The sequence below is a fragment of the Pseudomonas sp. S2_C03 genome (assembly GCF_054668405.1).
Genome location: NZ_CP162766.1, coordinates 4,474,198 through 4,490,013, shown reverse-complemented (window position 1 = coordinate 4,490,013; position 15,816 = coordinate 4,474,198). Strand labels below are relative to the sequence as shown.

Sequence of the window (15,816 nt, the reverse complement as noted above, 5' to 3'; positions counted from 1 at the left end):
TCATCGCGACGGTGCGACGATTCGACAAGCCCGCTCCCACAGGGTATAGCGGTGTACACAAAACCTGTAGGAGCGGGCTTGCCCGCGATGGCGCCAGACCAGACAACCCATTACTGGGCTGGATACTCCCGATGCATCTGTTCCAGCAACGCATCCTTGTCCTGCCACAACTGGTTGATCCAGCCCTGGAATTGCAGACGGTACTCGCCGTCCTGGTCGTAGTTCTTGCCGATGAACTGCGGTGGAATGTTCAGCTCATGGAAGTGCACCACCACGTCCTTCACATTGCCACTGAGCAGGTCCCAGAACCCCGGACGCCCTCCCGGATAGTGGATGGTCACGTTAACGATCGATTCCAGTTGTTCGCCCATGGCATCCAGCACGAACGCAATGCCACCGGCCTTGGGTTTGAGCAGGTATTTGAAGGGCGACTGCTGCTGGGCGTGCTTGCCTTCGGTGAAGCGTGTGCCCTCGACGAAGTTGAAAATCCCCACTGGGTTGTTGCGAAACTTCGCGCACGTTTTGCGGGTGGTTTCCAGGTCCTTGCCTTTCTTTTCCGGGTGCTTTTCCAGGTAAGCCTTGGAGTAGCGTTTCATGAACGGAAAGCCCAGCGTCCACCACGCCAGGCCAATGACCGGCACCCAGATCAATTCCTGCTTGAGAAAGAACTTCAGCGGTTGGATACGCCGGTTGAGCACGTATTGCAGGACCAGGATGTCGACCCAGCTCTGGTGGTTGCTGGTGATCAGGTATGAATGCTGGTAGTCGAGACCCTGCAGGCCGCTGACGTGCCAGCGGGTTCGACGGACCAGATTCATCCAGCCCTTGTTCAGGCTGATCCAGGCTTCGTGGGTGTGGCTCATCAGCCAACCGGCCAGGCGCTGGGTAAAGGCAAATGGCAAGACTTTGATCAATGCCACGCAGAACAGAAACGAGCAGAGCGCAATCGTGTTGAAAGCCAACAACAAACAAGCAATCACACCGCGTATCGGTGCAGGGAGAAAGTCCAGCATTTAAACATCCAGAGGTCGGTTGGCGGCTTGGATCGCCGTCAGGGCGATGGTGTACACGATGTCGTCAACCTGCGCACCGCGCGGCAGGTCGTTCACCGGTTTGCGCAGGCCTTGCAGCATCGGCCCGAGGCTGACGCAGTCGGCGCTGCGTTGCACCGCCTTGTGCGTGGTGTTGCCGGTATTGAGGTCGGGGAACACGAACACCGTGGCACGACCGGCCACCTGGCTGTTCGGCGCCAGTTGCCGGGCCACGGTCTCGTTGGCGGCGGCGTCGTATTGCAACGGGCCGTCGATCAGCAGCGAATGCTGTTGCTCGTGGGCGAGCAGGGTCGCCTCGCGCACTTTCTCCACCTCTTCGCCGGTGGCCGATTCGCCGCTGGAGTAGCTGATCATCGCCACGCGTGGGGTAATACCGAAGGCGGCTGCCGAGTCCGCGCTTTGCAGGGCAATTTCGGCCAACTCGCTGGCGCTCGGGTGCGGGTTCATCACGCAGTCGCCATAGACCAACACTTCTTCGGGGAACAGCATGAAGAACACCGACGACACCAGGGTGCAGCCCGGCGCAGTCTTGATCAGTTGCAGGGCCGGGCGGATGGTATTGGCGGTGGAGTGTATGACCCCGGACACCAACCCATCGACTTCATCGAGCGCAAGCATCATGGTGCCGATCACCACCGGATCTTCCAGTTGCTGTTCGGCCATCGGGGCGTTGAGGCTTTTGCTCTTGCGCAGGGACACCATCGGTTCGACGTAGCGATCGCGGATCAGGTCCGGGTCGAGAATCTCCAGTCCCGGCGGCAGCTCGATGCCCTGCGCGCGAGCCACGGCTTCGACATCCGCAGGTTTGGCCAGCAACACGCAGCGAGCGATTCCACGCGCCTGACAGATCGCCGCCGCCTGCACGGTCAGCGGTTCGCTGCCTTCGGGCAGCACGATGCGCTTGTTGGCGCCCTGGGCGCGTTGGATCAGTTGATAACGGAACACGGCCGGCGACAGGCGCATTTCCCGTGGAGTGCCGCACCGCTGGTGCAGCCAGTTGGCGTCGAGATGGCCAGCGACGAAATCGGTGATGATTTCCGCACGTTCGCGGTCGTCGATCGGGATTTCCTTGTTGAGGCCGTTCAACAGGTTGGCTGTGTCGTAGGAACCGGTGCTGACCGACAGTACGGGCAGGCCGGCCTGCAAGGCACCGCGACACAGCTCCATGATGCGCGGGTCGGGCAGGGTGTCGCTGGTCAGGAGCAGGCCCGCCAACGGCACGCCGTTAATGGCAGCGAGGCTGACGGCAAGGATGATGTCGTCGCGATCACCGGGGGTCACCACCAACACGCCGGGCTTGAGCAGCTCCACGGTGTTGCGCATGGTGCGTGCGCAGATGATGATTTTGGTCATCCGCCGGGTTTCGTAATCGCCAGCATTGAGAATCTGCGCGCCCATCAGGTCGGCGACGTCGCGGGTGCGCGGCGCATTCAGTTCCGGCTGGTACGGGATGCAGCCAAGCAGGCGGAAATCACCGCTGCGCAGCAACGGCGAATGTTCCCTCAGGCGCGAGGCGAAGGCCTCCATGCTCTCATCGGTCTTGACCTTGTTGAGGATTACGCCGAGGACTTTCGGATCCTTCGGGCCGCCGAACAACTGCGCCTGCAATTCCACGCGGCCCGAGAGCTCGGTCAGCACTTCGTTTTCCGGTGCCGAGACCAGGATCACTTCGGCGTCGAGGCTCTTGGCCAGGTGCAGGTTGACCCGCGCAGCGTAGCTGGCGCTGCGGGTCGGCACCATGCCTTCGACGATCAGCACGTCCTTGCCGATGGCTGCCTGCTGGTACAGCGTGATGATTTCCTCGAGCAACTCATCGAGCTGCCCGTCGCCCAGCATGCGCTCGACATGGGCCAGGCCCAGGGGTTGCGGCGGTTTCAAACCGTGGGTGCGTGCCACCAGCTCGGTGGAGCGCTCAGGCCCGGTATCCCCCGGATGGGGTTGGGCGATCGGTTTGAAAAAGCCGACCTTGAGGCCGGCGCGCTCAAGGGTACGAACCAGCCCGAGGCTGATGGAGGTCAGGCCCACGCCAAAGTCGGTGGGCGCAATAAAAAAAGTTTGCATGCGAGTTCTCTAAGGGTGCATGGCAAAGGTGAGCGTCTATCGCTGACGATCGACCGGGATTCAGTCGCCAAGGTTATCGCTAACCGAGCCTTGAGCGCACCAACCGCATTCAAAGCGCTGGCCGATTTTTTCCGCCCGCTGCGCAGGGTCCAGCACCCAGGCCCGCGATTGCCACGGCGGCTGGTGGCGCAGGTGCTGCGTATGGCCGCAGGACAGCTCGGCCACCCATTGTCCGTCTTCATCCTGATGAAAACCTGTGATCGTGGAGCCGTCTGTTGCGTTCCGTTTGTCCGGGTTGTGTTCGCTTTCGGACGATGGCTTCGCTAGACTTGGCCCTTCTATATTCTTCTGCAAAAGGTCTCGCCCCATGCTGATCGCCGCCAATAAGGCTGTCTCCATCGACTATACCCTGACCAACGACGCTGGTGAGGTCATCGACAGCTCCGCCGGCGGCGCACCGCTGGTTTACCTGCAAGGCGCAGGCAATATCATCCCTGGCCTGGAAAAAGCCCTGGAAGGCAAAGGCGTTGGCGAAGAGCTGACCGTAGCCGTTGAACCTGAAGATGCCTACGGCGAATACGCTGCCGAACTGGTCAGCACCCTGAGCCGCAGCATGTTCGAAGGCGTCGACGAGCTGGAAGTGGGCATGCAGTTCCACGCTTCCGCTCCGGATGGCCAGATGCAGATCGTCACCATTCGTGACCTGGACGGCGACGACGTCACCGTTGACGGCAACCACCCGCTGGCCGGTCAGCGCCTGAACTTCCAGGTCAAGATCGTTGCCATCCGTGACGCCAGCCAGGAAGAAATCGCTCATGGCCACGTCCATGGCGAAGGTGGCCATCACCACTGATTTTCTGCGCTAAGCTCAGAGAACTGGAGAGGCGCCCGAAGGGCGCCTTTTTAGTCCGCGGCTGTTCTTGGTGACATCGCCAAGAGGCTGTTTCGAGAAAAACACGGGAATCTGGAGTACGTCATGAGTGCTTTTCACGACCTGAAATTGACAGCCCTGAATGGTCAGGAACTTCCGCTGGCGCCTTTCAAGGGCAACGTCGTGCTGGTGGTCAACGTAGCCTCCAAATGTGGCTTGACCCCGCAATACGCCGCGCTGGAAAACCTCTATCAGCAATACAAGGGCAAGGGCTTCACCGTACTGGGATTGCCGTGCAACCAGTTTGCCGGGCAGGAGCCGGGCAGCGAACAGGAAATCCAGGATTTCTGCAGCCTCAACTACGGCGTGACTTTTCCGTTGTCTAGCAAGCTGGAAGTCAACGGCCATGAACGTCACCAGTTGTATCGCCTGCTGGCCGGCGAAGGCGCCGAGTTTCCCGGTGACATCACCTGGAACTTCGAAAAATTCCTGCTGGGCAAGGACGGCCGCGTCCTCGCACGTTTTTCGCCACGTACCGCGCCGGACGATCCTGCGGTCATCCAGGCTATCGAAAAAGCGCTGGGCTGAGCTGAACCTCTATCCCCTGTAGGAGCGAGCATGCTCGCGATGGAATAACGGACACCGTTGGGCATCAGACAGCCAACGTTATCGTTGACGACCATCGCGAGCATGCTCGCTCCTACAGGTTTCGTGAATCCTCACAAGTTTTAACCCTTAATCACGCAAATCAATAATCCTTCCCAGCGCTCGCAAGCCTCCATATTATACTCGTCATAAAGTCTATCCTCGTGGAGCGCACCGATGCCCGTTCAAGCCCTGTTCAAACCGTTCCACCTTGGCACCCTCGAACTGCCGACTCGCGTGGTCATGGCGCCAATGACACGTTCGTTCTCGCCCGGTGGCGTGCCAAATTCCAAGGTCATCGAGTACTACCGTCGTCGCGCTGCGGCCGGCGTTGGCCTGATCATCACCGAGGGCACCACCGTCGGACACAAGGCGTCCAACGGATACCCGAACGTGCCGCATTTCTACGGTGAAGACGCCTTGGCCGGCTGGAAGAAAGTGGTCGACGCCGTGCATGCCGAGGGCGGCAAGATCGTTCCGCAACTGTGGCACGTCGGCAGTGTACGTCGCATCGGCACCGAACCGGATGCGAGCGTGCCGGGTTACGGCCCGTCGGAAAAATTGAAGGACGGCCAGGTCGTGGTTCACGGCATGAGCAAGCAGGATATCCAGGACGTGATCGCCGCGTTCGCCCAGGCCGCCAAGGATGCCAAGAGCATCGGCATGGACGGCGTGGAAATCCACGGTGCCCACGGTTACCTGGTCGACCAGTTTTTCTGGGAAGGCAGCAACCAGCGCACCGACGAATACGGTGGCAGCCTGGCCAACCGTTCGCGTTTTGCCATCGAGTTGATTCAAGCGGTGCGCGCAGCGGTGGGTGAAGGTTTCCCGATCATCTTCCGTTTTTCCCAGTGGAAACAGCAGGATTACACCGCGCGTCTGGTGCAAACCTCGCAGGCACTGGGCGAATTCCTCAAGCCGCTATCCGACGTTGGCGTGGACATTTTCCACTGCTCGACCCGCCGTTTCTGGGAGCCTGAGTTCGACGGTTCCGAGCTGAACCTGGCCGGCTGGACGCGCAAACTCACCGGCAAGCCGACCATCACCGTGGGCAGCGTCGGCCTGGATGGCGAGTTCCTGCAATTCATGGTCAATACCGACAAGATTGCCCAGCCGGCCAGTCTTGAGAAACTGCTGGAACGGCTGAACAATGACGAGTTCGATCTCGTGGCAGTTGGGCGTGCCCTGCTGGTGGACCCGGACTGGGCGCAGAAAGTGCGTGACGGGCGCGAGGAAGATATCTTGCCGTTCAGCCGTGAGGCGTTGATGACGCTGGTTTAAGCGGCGCCTGTCAGGGCCGCCATCGCGGGCAAGCCCGCTCCTATAAGGATCTCATCAACCCGTGTAGGAGCGAGCTTGCTCGCGATGACTGACTTGAATCCAACAAAATTCTCAAGGCAGTGAAGCAGCCCCAGGCACCACCGACTCTCCCCCACAAGCCCCCCGCAATTGCCCCTCAAACGCCTCGACAATCGCGCCCCAGCCCTGGCGGCTTGCATGCTGGCGCGCATTGAGTCGTACACAGCGCAAGGTCTCGCGCTCTTCCAGCAACCACACCGCCGCGTCGCAAAACGCCGCTTCATCCCCCGGCATCGCCAGTACGCCGTTGTAGCCATGGCGAATGTGCTGGGCCGCTGCCGCCTGGTCATAAGCCACCACACCCAACCCCGAAGCCAGGGCCTCCAGCACCACATTGCCGAAGGTTTCGGTCAGGCTGGGAAACACGAAAACATCGCCCGATGCATAGTGGGCAGCCAGGGTTTCGCCACGGTGCGGGCCGCAGAAAATAGCGTCGGGCAGCGCCTTCTCCAGGGCCTTGCGTTGTGGGCCGTCGCCGACGATGACCAGCTTTATTGTTCGTTGTGGATACGTCGTGGTCAGCGTGTCGATGGCGCGCTTGAGCAAACCGAGGTTTTTCTCGGCTGCCAGGCGCCCGACATGAATAACGGCAATGTCCTTCTCGCCCAGGCCCCATTGTTCACGCAGTGATTGTTGGCGTTTGCTCGGATGAAACAACTGACAATCGACCCCCCGCGAGAGCAATGCCAGTCGCTCGAAATGCCGACGCTCCAGCTCCATGCGTTGGCTGACACTTGGGACCAGGGTCAGGTTCGAGCGATTGTGAAACCAGCGCAGGTAATGGGTCAGCAGGCGCGTCAGCAAGCCTAGTCCATACTGGTTGGAGTACTGCTGGAAGTTGGTGTGAAAGCCGCTGACCACGGAAATTCCCAAGCGCCGTGCCGCACGCAACGCGGACAGGCCCAGTGGTCCCTCCGTGGCGATGTACAGCACGTCCGGGCGCTGGCGCGTCCAGCGTCGCAGCAGCTTGTGCATCGATGACTGGCCCCATTGCAGTCCTGGGTAGCCTGGCAGCGGCCAACCACGGCACAACAGCAATTGGTCGTCGCTGCCCAGTTGCAGATCGCAACCCTGGCGCGGCCGCACCAGCTCCACCTGGTGTCCGCGCGCGCGCAAGCCGTCGCACAAGCGACCAAGGGTGTTGGCCACTCCATTGATTTCAGGAGGGAAGGTTTCGGTGATCAGGGTGATGCGCAGAGCTGTCGTCATGACCCCAGTGTCGGCTGGGGCCATGTCGCCAGTGTGGCGATTTGATGATGGATTCGTGACGGGCTCAGCGTTGGCTCACCAGGCTTTCGGCGCCTTGCTCACGGACCCAGAACAAGGTCGCACCGGCTACGGCGGCGGGCATCATCAGCACGTTGACCACCGGAATCAGCAGCACCAGATACACAATCCCGCCGAAGCTCATGCTCTGCCAGCGTTTCTGCCGCAGCCAGGCGAGCATCTCGTTCCAGCCCAGCTTGTGGTTGTCTGCGGGGTAGTCGATGTACTGAATCGCCATCATCCACACCCCGAACAGCAGCCACAGCGGTGCAGCAATGATATTCACCACGGGCACGAACGAGAGGATGAACAAGCCGATGGCACGCGGCAGGAAGTAACCGAGCTTGCGCATTTCCCGGGCGAAGGTGCGCGGGACCATGGCGATCAGTTCGCCCCAGCTGAACGCCGGGAAATCATCGGTGCCGCGCACCACCACTTCGACCTTCTCCGCCAGGAAGCCATTGAACGGCGCGGCGATGATGTTGGCGAGCATTGTGAAGGTGAAAAACACCATCAATACCACCAGCACGACGAAAATCGGCCACAGGATGTAACTGAGAAAACTCAGCCAGTCCGGCAGGGTGGGCATCAGTGTATCGACCCACAGGCTGAATTGATGGCCGGCCAGATAGATCAATCCGACGAACAGCACCAGGTTGATGACCAATGGCAGCAATACGAAAAGCCGCAGGCTGGGACTCAAAACCAGCTTGAGCCCTTCACGCAGGTATTGCGGGCCGGACAGAACAGGGGCGGGCATATCGTGCTCCGAGAAAGGGGAAACGCGCCGACCTTACCGACTTTGCCACTTCGGCGAAAGCGCCGTTACTGGATCGACATCAGCGGTAACAAAGGTGCCTATAAACAAACGGTAACGGGATAGAGACCACCTATGAGCTGGATTGTTAAACCGTATTTCCTTAATCTTCGCCCCCTCGATACGCTGCACCCATTCTTTTACAGGACTGTTGTATTCAAGCCTTCCCCAAGTGCTTTCAATGGTCTTTTTTTATTCACGTCGGCAACCCGGCGTTCCGCGCCAGGTGTTTTGGGCCGGTCAACAGGAGCAGGTCATGTCTGAAGTCCGTCATTCGCGAGTGATTATTCTCGGTTCCGGCCCTGCCGGTTACAGCGCCGCGGTCTATGCCGCCCGTGCCAACCTCAAGCCGCTGCTGATCACCGGCATGCAGGCCGGCGGTCAACTGACGACCACCACCGAAGTCGACAACTGGCCGGGCGACGTCCACGGCCTGACCGGCCCGGCTCTGATGGAGCGCATGCGCGAGCACGCCGAGCGTTTTGAAACCGAGATCGTCTTTGATCACATCAACGCGGTGGATTTTGCTTCCAAGCCTTACACCCTGACCGGCGACAGCGCGACCTATACCTGCGACGCCCTGATCATTGCCACCGGCGCCAGCGCTCGTTACCTGGGCCTGCCCTCGGAAGAAGCGTTCATGGGCAAAGGGGTTTCGGCCTGCGCGACCTGCGACGGTTTCTTCTACCGCAACAAGCCAGTGGCCGTGGTCGGTGGTGGCAACACCGCTGTAGAAGAGGCGCTGTACCTGGCCAACATTGCCAGCACCGTGACCCTGATCCACCGTCGCGATACCTTCCGCGCCGAGAAGATCCTGATCGACAAGCTCAACGCTCGCGTCGCTGAAGGCAAGATCATCCTCAAGCTCAACTCCAACCTGGATGAAGTCCTGGGCGACAACATGGGCGTGACCGGTGCCCGCCTGAAGAACAACGACGGCAGCTTTGACGAAATCAAGGTGGACGGTGTGTTCATCGCCATCGGCCACACCCCGAACACCTCGCTGTTCGAAGGCCAACTGACCTTGAAAGACGGCTACCTGGTGGTGCAGGGCGGCCGTGAAGGCAACGCCACCGCGACCAACGTCGAAGGCATCTTCGCCGCCGGTGACGTGGCTGACCACGTTTACCGCCAGGCAATCACCTCGGCCGGCGCCGGCTGCATGGCCGCACTGGACACCGAACGTTACCTCGACGGCCTGCAGAACGCTTCGTTCTAAGGGTGTTGAAATGAAAAAACCGGCTTAGGCCGGTTTTTTTGTGTCTGGTTTCCGGGTTCCCTGTAGGAGCGAGCTTGCTCGCGATCCTCGTAAACGATAACGCTGGCTGTCTGACACCCAGCGGTGCCTGTTCTTCCATCGCGAGCAAGCTCGCTCCTACAGGGCTTGGGGTGTTCACACCAGTTTCTTGAGGCACGCCTCGAAGATGTCCAGGCCCTCTTCCAGCACCGCTGGCTCTGTGGTCAGCGGCGCCAACAGGCGGATGATGTGTCGCGACTTGCCGCTGGGCATCAGCAACAAGCCAGCGTCCCGCGCCAGGGTCAGCAGTTGCGTCAGTTGTGCCGGGGCGGGTGTGCCGTCGGGGTTGGCCAGTTCGATGCCGCGCATGGCGCCGACACCGGTCAGGCGGCCCAGGTAGGGAGAGACGTTGTTGGCGCGCCAGGTTTCGTAGCGGCTGATGATCGCCTGTTCCTGCTGTAAACCCCACGCGTGCAGGTTGGCATCGGTCATTTCGTCCAGCGTCGCCAACGCCGCCGCACAGGCGATCGGGTTGCCCGAGTAAGTACCGCCAAGCCCGCCTTTGGGCAGGGTGTCGAGCAGCGCCTTGCGGCCGACCACCGCGCCCAGTGGGACGCCGCCGCCAATGCTTTTGCCGAGCAGGATCAGGTCCGGCTCGATGCCCAACCGGGGAAACGCAAAGCGTTCACCGGTGCGGCCAAACCCGGACTGGATCTCGTCGGCGATCAACAGGATGTTCTTTTCATCGCACAAACGGCGCAGCGCCTGCGCAAAATCGACGTCCAACGCGAGGAAGCCCGCTTCACCCTGCACCGGTTCGACGATGAAACAGGCCACGTCCTCTATATCGATTTCGACGCCAAAGAGTCGATCCAGGGCTTTTAGAGCCTCGGCGCAGGTGACGCCGTTGTCTTTACTCGGGAAGGGCAGGTGATATACCGGGCCGGGCAGTGCACCGACCTTCTGTTTGTAGGGCGCCACCTTGCCGTTGAGGTTGAGCGTGGCGAGCGTGCGCCCGTGGAAGGCGCCGTCGAAGGCAATGACAGCGGTTCGCCCCGTCGCGCCACGGACGATCTTCAAGGCGTTCTCCGCTGCTTCCGCGCCGCTGTTGGTGAGCATGCCGCTGACCGGGTAACTCACCGGTATGAAGCCGGCCAGGCGCTCCATGAAGTCGAGGTAAGGCGTGTGGGGCGCGGCATTGAACGCGTAGTGCGTCAGCCGCGTGGCTTGCTCTCGAATGGCCTCGACGATGCGCGGGTGGCAATGGCCGAGGTTCAGTACACCGATACCGCCGACAAAGTCGATATAGCGTTTTCCATCAGTCGACCAGACCTCGGCATTTTTGCCATGGCTGAGGGTGACGGGATGAACGATGTTGATCGACTGACTGATGGATTCGCTGCTCATGGATGACCGGCTCGCAAGAAGGAGAACTTGCGTTTATCTAAGCCGCGAGCAGTGGTGTCGGGCAAACGAAATAAAGTTGCCGGGTCAATCTTAAAAGTCGGGATGTCCTTGTAGGAGCGAGCTTGCTCGCGATCAGTCGCCAATGATGACGCTGTCTGTCTGACACCCAGCGGTGTCTGTGACTCCATCGCGACGGTTCGACGCCTCGACAAGCGCGCTCCTACAGGTTAGGTTGCGGCCGGGCGGGATTAGCGGCGAGTCAGCGGCTGCTCGCCGAACTTCACCCCGGCCAGGCCATGGGCGATCAGTGCGCGGATGTTGCCGTGGTCGCTGCCTTCAGGGGTGGCGACTACCGAGCGGTAGTGTTCGCCGAACGCCAGCAGCGCTTCTTCATCGCTCAGGCCTTCAAGGAGGGCCAGGCCCAGGGTCTTGCACGAGCCTTCGTTTTGCCCGGCGGCGTTTTCCACGCCACCGTTGTTGAAAGCCTGCGGCTGATAGTCGTAGCCGGCCGCGATGAAGGCGAGGGTATCGGCGAAGACGTGTTCGCCGCTCTTGAGGCTGGCGCGCAGGGTGTTCAGGTCAGTCATGGGGTTTTCCTTTGGCGAACGCCGCCTGTTGCTCGGCGCTGGCTTCTTGCTGGTATTGGGCTTTCCACTCGGCGTATGGCATGCCGTAGACGACCTCACGTGCGTTATCGAGGGTGACTTCGATCTGGCGTTCATCGGCGGCGGCCTTGTACCACTTGGAGAGGCAGTTGCGGCAGAAACCCGAGAGGTTCATCAGGTCGATGTTCTGCACATCCTTGCGGCTGTCCAGATGGGCGACGAGCCGGCGGAAGGCGGCGGCTTCGAGTTCGAGGCGTTCTTGATCGGTCATGGAGGTCTCTTCGAGACAGCTTCGAGCGGCAAGCTTCAAGCTGCAAGATGGGTTGCGGTGAGGCGAAGTCTACAGCTTGCGGCTTGAAGCTTGAAGCTTGCAGCTGCTACGCAGTAGCCCGACTCGCTGCAAGCGTAATCGACACCGACTCGGCAAAACGCAGCGCATGGGGTTTGTCGACCTCCACTTCCGCGTACAGCACCGAGGCGTTGGCCATGACCAGGTCGAGAATTTCCTGGGTCAGGCGTTCGAGCAGGGCGAAGCGATTGCCTTCGACGTGGGCGATGATCGCCTTGGTGATGGTTCGGTAATTCAGCGCATGATCGATGTCGTTGTCGCGCACGGCTTCCTGGGCGGCATACAGGATGGTCAGGTTGATCAACACATCCTGCTTGTTGAGGATTTCGTCCTCGTTGATGCCAATGTAGGTCCGCAGGCACAGGTCCTTGACCCGGATGCGTGCCATGCCTGGTTGAAGTTGTGACATTACTTCTTGCTCCGTCCAATCAATTGCAGGAACTCCTGGCGGGTGTTGCTCGACTCGCGGAAGGCGCCGAGCATTACCGAAGTGTTCATGGTCGAATTCTGTTTTTCGACGCCGCGCATCATCATGCACATGTGCTGGGCTTCGATGACCACGGCAACGCCGGCCGCGCCCGTGACTTGCAGCACCGCGTCGGCGATCTGCCGGGTGAGGTTTTCCTGGATCTGCAGGCGACGGGCGAACATGTCCACCAGCCGCGCGATCTTCGACAGGCCCAGCACCTTGCCCGTTGGAATATAAGCCACATGTGCCTTGCCGATGAAGGGCAGCATGTGATGTTCGCAGAGCGAGTACAACTCAATGTTGTCGACGATCACCATTTCATCGCTGTCGGAAGCGAACAACGCGCCGTTGACGACTTCCTCGACAGTCTGTCCATAGCCGTGACACAGGTACTGCATGGCCTTGGCCGCGCGCATCGGGGTGTCGAGCAAACCCTCGCGCTCGGGGTTTTCCCCCAGGCCGATGAGAATGTCGCGATAGCTCTGGGACAGGGCATTGTGGTGCAGGGATAACATCATGGATGATCCTCGCGGGGTCGCCTACTTGAGGTGCCGTCCGCCGTTGACGGTCAGGGTGGTGCCGGTGACATAAGAGTTGTCGAGCAGGTAACGCAAGCTCTGGTAGATCACTTCGCCGCCGGGTTCGATGCCCAGCGCGGACTTGGCGAGCGCCTTGGCGCGATACGTTGCGTCGTCATGCGCATTGAACATTAGCAGGGCCGGGGCGATGCCGTTGACCTTGATGGCGGGCGCATACCTGGCGGCGAATGACAGGGTCAGGCTGTCGAGCCCGGCCTTGCTCGCGCAATAGCCAATGTGTCGGCTGCTGCCCTTGCGCGTGACGTCATCGCTGATGTGCACGATATCGGCAGGCTGTGACCGGTGCAGCAGGTCGGCGCAATGCAGGTTGATCAGGTAGGGCGCCAGCATGTGCACGCTGAACATTCGGCTGAACGCTGCGGCGTCCGTGTCCGGCGATTCAGCCAGCCACTCGGAGGCATTGTGGATGATCGCGCGCAGGCTATCGGTGTGTGTCTTCAGTTCGTGGATAAAGGCTAGGATACCGGCTTCGCTGGACAGGTCGGCGAACAGCGCTGTTGCGCCCAGGTCGCGCAAGACCTGCACGCCGGGGCGTTCGGTACGGTAACTGAAAATCACCGCGTGCCCGTCTTCCAGTAGCCGCTGCGCACAGTGCAGGCCGACGCGCTGGGCAGCGCCGGTGATGAGGATCGGGGCGGAGGAAGAAGTCATGAACGGCTCGCGTCGCGGTGAGAGCAAAACTATACCAGCGCAACGCGGGATCTACCGAACTCCTGTAGGCGCGAGTCAACGAGCCTCGGCGGCCGAGCGGCGGATGGGTGTCGCGTTCAACCACCCCGCCAACAATCGCGTCGACAGCGGAATGAAGAAATAGACCATCAACGGCGTCAGGCACAGGGTGCTCAACAATACTCGCGGCAACAGGGGTAATCCCCCCAGCAGCGGCCCGAGGACGAAGTTGAACAGCAACGACACTGGAAAAAACGCCAGCCAGATTGCGACGGCCTGCTTCCAGCGAGGTGGGCGTGCGCCAGTGGTGCCAAACCAGCCTTCAATGCCGCTCACTCGATGCTCGGTTTTATGCGCAAACAGGTCGCTGCCACGGGCCAGCCACGCGGTACGCGATGCGGAGTGCTCCCACGCGTGCATGGTCTGTTCGTTGGCAAAGCGGAAAATGATCTGGAATTCATCGCCTCCAGGCGGTGGGGCGAGCACACCGGAGCCGAGATAACCCTGGAAATCGGTGGCCAGTTGTTCGCCTTCGCGCAACCAGGTCATGAGGTCCTGGTAGCGTCCATTGGCAACACGGCGCGCGACCATCAGCGTGACGGGGGAGGTAGTCATTGTGTAACTCCAGATTTTTAACGCGTCACTCCGGGTAGGAGTTTCGCCAGGCACAGCGCCGGGGTGGTGGGCTGCGTCTTGGTACAAGCAAGGAATGCGCCGGATTCTACAGGTATCTGCTGACTGCCGTGATTGATCTATACCTTGAATGAAGGAGGGGTAGACGAGTTAATATAGGATCCAATTTGCACGAAAGGGTTGACTGCCCAATGCCTGTTTCGATTGACGATGACACTGGTTCACCTACCGCCGCTTCCATCGAAAAGGAAGATCTGTTCCCAATTCGCGAGGTGTCACGGCTGACGGGCGTCAATCCGGTCACGCTGCGCGCCTGGGAGCGGCGCTATGGCCTGCTCCAGCCAACACGCACCGAAAGCGGGCATCGGTTGTACGCGCTGGCCGATATCGAGCGGGTCCACAGCATTCTCGGCTGGCTCGACCGTGGCGTCGCCGTCAGCAAGGTCGGCAAGATCCTGGCCAAGGCCGCGCCGCTTCAGGCGCTTTCGCACATCATCCCCAACGAACTGGTACAAGCCGACTACGCGCAATGGCAGCAACAGGTGCACGCGGCCGTCAGCGCCTTCGACGATATTCAGCTGGATCAGGTCTACGGACAGATTTTCTCCAGTTATTCCCAGGCGGTGGTTTTCCAGGACATCCTGATTCCGCTCTGGAAACAGTTGCTGCAACGCCAGGATCAGTTCGGACAAACCAGCGAGTGGCTGTTCTACGACGGCTATTTGCGCACACGGGTCCTGCAGCGCTTGCTGCTGATGCGCAGCTCACCCCGTCGGGTGATCATCAGCGCCCTGGCCGGCCAGTGCCGTGAGCTTGAATTGCTCATCGCTGCGCTGTTCCTGAGCGGCAATGACATGGGGGTGCGGCTGCTGACAATTGGTCAGCCGCTGGATGAGCTGACGCTGGTGTGCGAAAAAATAAAGCCAGAGGCGTTGGTGCTCTTTTCCAATCACGTCCCCGCGCCCGACTTGCCTCGACGGCTTAATCGGCTGGCCATGAGCCTGGATTGTCGCTTGATGCTCGCCGGTGATGCGTCTGACCTGGCGGAGGAAAGCTTTGCCGGCTCCTCCATCGGCTGCCTGGGCAACGAGGGCATGGAAATGCGTCAGCGCCTGAGGCAGTTCCTGGCAGGTAGCCTGGACACCTGAATCAGAGGTGCAGGGTGGGGTGGGTCAACCGGTGCTGCTGAAGGATGAACTGGCGCAAACGCTCGGTTTCGTCCGTGTCGCTCTGGCTCAGTTGATAGGCGTAGAAGCCATTCTCGGCCTCTTTTTCGAACGTGCCACGCATCGCAATGCGTTCATAGCCTGACGGGCTGAACCACAGCGCAAAATGCTTGGGCGGTTTGGTCTTGTTGCGGACTTCCAGCAGGACGCCCTTGAATGAAACCTCGTGCACCCACATCGTTCCGGGCTGGCCACTGGCGTTCTCAAGGGCGACCGGCTCTTCGAGGACCAGGCGCCATGGCCGTACCGATGGCCCGTCCTCGTAGATGCTGGGAACACCGAGGCGCAGATGCAACGCATGAAACTCGTCTTCCACCAGATGCAGCGGGAAGGTCATCTGCTGGTTTTCGAAATTGGCCTGGATGGTGACTTGCTCATGCGCAGCCAGGCGCGTGAGCAGGTCACGGATTTGCGAACCGCCGTTGACGAGCAGGCTCGACGTCGCATCCCGCACGTTGAGTTGCGGGTTGTGTTGCATGGACTGGATGTAATCCAGTTCGTCCTGGGTCAGGAGTGCGTCACGGTGCATGATCTGCTCGAAATAAAAAGTT

The 15,816-nt window shown here is 60.5% G+C and carries 18 protein-coding genes; 5 read left to right on the top strand and 13 right to left on the bottom strand.

Going from position 1 to position 15,816, the window contains the following annotated elements; translation table 11 throughout:
- Positions 1–110 precede the first annotated feature (110 nt).
- Genes AB4N64_RS20825 through AB4N64_RS20815 form a run of 3 tightly spaced genes read right to left on the bottom strand, consistent with a single transcriptional unit; the run spans position 111 to position 3,512 of the window.
- Positions 111–1,013, bottom strand: a complete 903-nt coding sequence (locus AB4N64_RS20825; RefSeq protein ID WP_460118049.1) for an acyltransferase — start codon at positions 1,011–1,013, stop codon at positions 111–113.
- Positions 1,014–3,113 (bottom strand): phosphate acetyltransferase, encoded by a 2,100-nt coding sequence (pta, locus tag AB4N64_RS20820; protein ID WP_460118046.1) that lies wholly within the window; start codon positions 3,111–3,113, stop codon positions 1,014–1,016.
- Between the two features lie 60 nt (positions 3,114–3,173).
- Positions 3,174–3,512: a DUF3565 domain-containing protein gene (locus AB4N64_RS20815; RefSeq protein ID WP_460118043.1), complete on the bottom strand. Its 339-nt coding sequence runs from the start codon at positions 3,510–3,512 to the stop codon at positions 3,174–3,176.
- Here AB4N64_RS20815 and AB4N64_RS20810 point away from each other — a divergent pair.
- From AB4N64_RS20810 to AB4N64_RS20800, 3 genes are all read left to right on the top strand, one after another.
- A complete protein-coding gene (locus tag AB4N64_RS20810) occupies positions 3,481–3,966 on the top strand; it encodes an FKBP-type peptidyl-prolyl cis-trans isomerase (RefSeq protein WP_192309741.1) in 486 nt (161 codons plus the stop codon). The two genes, AB4N64_RS20815 and AB4N64_RS20810, sit on opposite strands and share 32 nt — an antisense overlap.
- 123 nt (positions 3,967–4,089) lie before the next feature.
- The gene (locus AB4N64_RS20805) at positions 4,090–4,572 is read left to right on the top strand and encodes a glutathione peroxidase (protein ID WP_460118038.1); all 483 of its coding nucleotides are present in this window, start codon (positions 4,090–4,092) and stop codon (positions 4,570–4,572) included.
- A 234-nt stretch (positions 4,573–4,806) separates the two neighbouring features.
- Complete coding sequence (locus tag AB4N64_RS20800) at positions 4,807–5,910, top strand: NADH:flavin oxidoreductase (protein ID WP_460118035.1); 1,104 nt, start codon at positions 4,807–4,809, stop codon at positions 5,908–5,910.
- A 111-nt stretch (positions 5,911–6,021) separates the two neighbouring features.
- On the opposite strand, the gene AB4N64_RS20795 is transcribed toward AB4N64_RS20800, so the two are convergent.
- Both AB4N64_RS20795 and cysZ read right to left on the bottom strand, forming a co-directional pair.
- Positions 6,022–7,221: a glycosyltransferase family 4 protein gene (locus AB4N64_RS20795; protein WP_460118032.1), complete on the bottom strand. Its 1,200-nt coding sequence runs from the start codon at positions 7,219–7,221 to the stop codon at positions 6,022–6,024.
- 40 nt (positions 7,222–7,261) lie between these two features.
- Complete coding sequence (gene cysZ / locus AB4N64_RS20790) at positions 7,262–8,014, bottom strand: sulfate transporter CysZ (RefSeq protein ID WP_460118029.1); 753 nt, start codon at positions 8,012–8,014, stop codon at positions 7,262–7,264.
- A 313-nt stretch (positions 8,015–8,327) separates the two neighbouring features.
- Here cysZ and trxB point away from each other — a divergent pair, with 313 nt between their 5' ends.
- Positions 8,328–9,290 carry a thioredoxin-disulfide reductase gene (gene trxB, locus AB4N64_RS20785; RefSeq protein ID WP_460118026.1) on the top strand — a complete coding sequence of 321 codons (963 nt, stop codon included), beginning with the start codon at positions 8,328–8,330 and terminating at the stop codon, positions 9,288–9,290.
- 174 nt (positions 9,291–9,464) lie between these two features.
- Here trxB and AB4N64_RS20780 read toward each other — a convergent pair whose 3' ends face one another.
- The 7 genes from AB4N64_RS20780 to AB4N64_RS20750 form a co-directional block, all read right to left on the bottom strand.
- Positions 9,465–10,715: a 2-aminoadipate transaminase gene (locus tag AB4N64_RS20780; protein WP_460118023.1), complete on the bottom strand. Its 1,251-nt coding sequence runs from the start codon at positions 10,713–10,715 to the stop codon at positions 9,465–9,467.
- A gap of 248 nt (positions 10,716–10,963) precedes the next feature.
- Positions 10,964–11,302 (bottom strand): HopJ type III effector protein, encoded by a 339-nt coding sequence (locus AB4N64_RS20775; protein ID WP_460118021.1) that lies wholly within the window; start codon positions 11,300–11,302, stop codon positions 10,964–10,966.
- Entirely contained in the window at positions 11,295–11,591 is a 297-nt protein-coding gene (locus tag AB4N64_RS20770) for a DUF1244 domain-containing protein (protein WP_460118018.1), read from the bottom strand. The genes AB4N64_RS20775 and AB4N64_RS20770 overlap by 8 nt, the downstream gene beginning before the upstream one ends.
- A 106-nt stretch (positions 11,592–11,697) precedes the next feature.
- Entirely contained in the window at positions 11,698–12,078 is a 381-nt protein-coding gene (gene folX / locus AB4N64_RS20765; RefSeq protein WP_460118015.1) for a dihydroneopterin triphosphate 2'-epimerase, read from the bottom strand.
- The gene (gene folE / locus AB4N64_RS20760; protein WP_460118012.1) at positions 12,078–12,656 is read right to left on the bottom strand and encodes a GTP cyclohydrolase I FolE; all 579 of its coding nucleotides are present in this window, start codon (positions 12,654–12,656) and stop codon (positions 12,078–12,080) included. Before folE ends, folX begins: the two co-directional genes overlap by 1 nt.
- A 21-nt stretch (positions 12,657–12,677) precedes the next feature.
- On the bottom strand, positions 12,678–13,388 hold the full coding sequence (folM, locus tag AB4N64_RS20755; RefSeq protein ID WP_460118010.1) for a dihydromonapterin reductase: 711 nt from the start codon (positions 13,386–13,388) through the stop codon (positions 12,678–12,680).
- A gap of 75 nt (positions 13,389–13,463) precedes the next feature.
- Entirely contained in the window at positions 13,464–14,021 is a 558-nt protein-coding gene (locus tag AB4N64_RS20750) for an antibiotic biosynthesis monooxygenase (RefSeq protein ID WP_460118007.1), read from the bottom strand.
- A 209-nt stretch (positions 14,022–14,230) separates the two neighbouring features.
- Between AB4N64_RS20750 and AB4N64_RS20745 the strand changes: the two genes are divergently transcribed.
- A complete protein-coding gene (locus tag AB4N64_RS20745) occupies positions 14,231–15,187 on the top strand; it encodes a MerR family transcriptional regulator (RefSeq protein WP_460118004.1) in 957 nt (318 codons plus the stop codon).
- Between the two features lies 1 nt (position 15,188).
- Here the strand turns inward: AB4N64_RS20745 and AB4N64_RS20740 are convergent, their stop codons facing one another.
- Positions 15,189–15,794 carry a hypothetical protein gene (locus AB4N64_RS20740; protein WP_460118001.1) on the bottom strand — a complete coding sequence of 202 codons (606 nt, stop codon included), beginning with the start codon at positions 15,792–15,794 and terminating at the stop codon, positions 15,189–15,191.
- Positions 15,795–15,816: the final 22 nt, after the last annotated feature.

Coding starts and splice junctions, on each gene's coding strand:
- AB4N64_RS20825 (WP_460118049.1), bottom strand. CDS start 1,013: ATGCTGGACTTTCTCCCTGCACCGATACGCGGTGTGATTGCTTGTTTG.
- pta (WP_460118046.1), bottom strand. CDS start 3,113: ATGCAAACTTTTTTTATTGCGCCCACCGACTTTGGCGTGGGCCTGACC.
- AB4N64_RS20810 (WP_192309741.1), top strand. CDS start 3,481: ATGCTGATCGCCGCCAATAAGGCTGTCTCCATCGACTATACCCTGACC.
- AB4N64_RS20815 (WP_460118043.1), bottom strand. CDS start 3,512: ATGGAGACAGCCTTATTGGCGGCGATCAGCATGGGGCGAGACCTTTTG.
- AB4N64_RS20805 (WP_460118038.1), top strand. CDS start 4,090: ATGAGTGCTTTTCACGACCTGAAATTGACAGCCCTGAATGGTCAGGAA.
- AB4N64_RS20800 (WP_460118035.1), top strand. CDS start 4,807: ATGCCCGTTCAAGCCCTGTTCAAACCGTTCCACCTTGGCACCCTCGAA.
- AB4N64_RS20795 (WP_460118032.1), bottom strand. CDS start 7,221: ATGGCCCCAGCCGACACTGGGGTCATGACGACAGCTCTGCGCATCACC.
- cysZ (WP_460118029.1), bottom strand. CDS start 8,014: ATGCCCGCCCCTGTTCTGTCCGGCCCGCAATACCTGCGTGAAGGGCTC.
- trxB (WP_460118026.1), top strand. CDS start 8,328: ATGTCTGAAGTCCGTCATTCGCGAGTGATTATTCTCGGTTCCGGCCCT.
- AB4N64_RS20780 (WP_460118023.1), bottom strand. CDS start 10,715: ATGAGCAGCGAATCCATCAGTCAGTCGATCAACATCGTTCATCCCGTC.
- AB4N64_RS20775 (WP_460118021.1), bottom strand. CDS start 11,302: ATGACTGACCTGAACACCCTGCGCGCCAGCCTCAAGAGCGGCGAACAC.
- AB4N64_RS20770 (WP_460118018.1), bottom strand. CDS start 11,591: ATGACCGATCAAGAACGCCTCGAACTCGAAGCCGCCGCCTTCCGCCGG.
- folX (WP_460118015.1), bottom strand. CDS start 12,078: ATGTCACAACTTCAACCAGGCATGGCACGCATCCGGGTCAAGGACCTG.
- folE (WP_460118012.1), bottom strand. CDS start 12,656: ATGATGTTATCCCTGCACCACAATGCCCTGTCCCAGAGCTATCGCGAC.
- folM (WP_460118010.1), bottom strand. CDS start 13,388: ATGACTTCTTCCTCCGCCCCGATCCTCATCACCGGCGCTGCCCAGCGC.
- AB4N64_RS20750 (WP_460118007.1), bottom strand. CDS start 14,021: ATGACTACCTCCCCCGTCACGCTGATGGTCGCGCGCCGTGTTGCCAAT.
- AB4N64_RS20745 (WP_460118004.1), top strand. CDS start 14,231: ATGCCTGTTTCGATTGACGATGACACTGGTTCACCTACCGCCGCTTCC.
- AB4N64_RS20740 (WP_460118001.1), bottom strand. CDS start 15,794: ATGCACCGTGACGCACTCCTGACCCAGGACGAACTGGATTACATCCAG.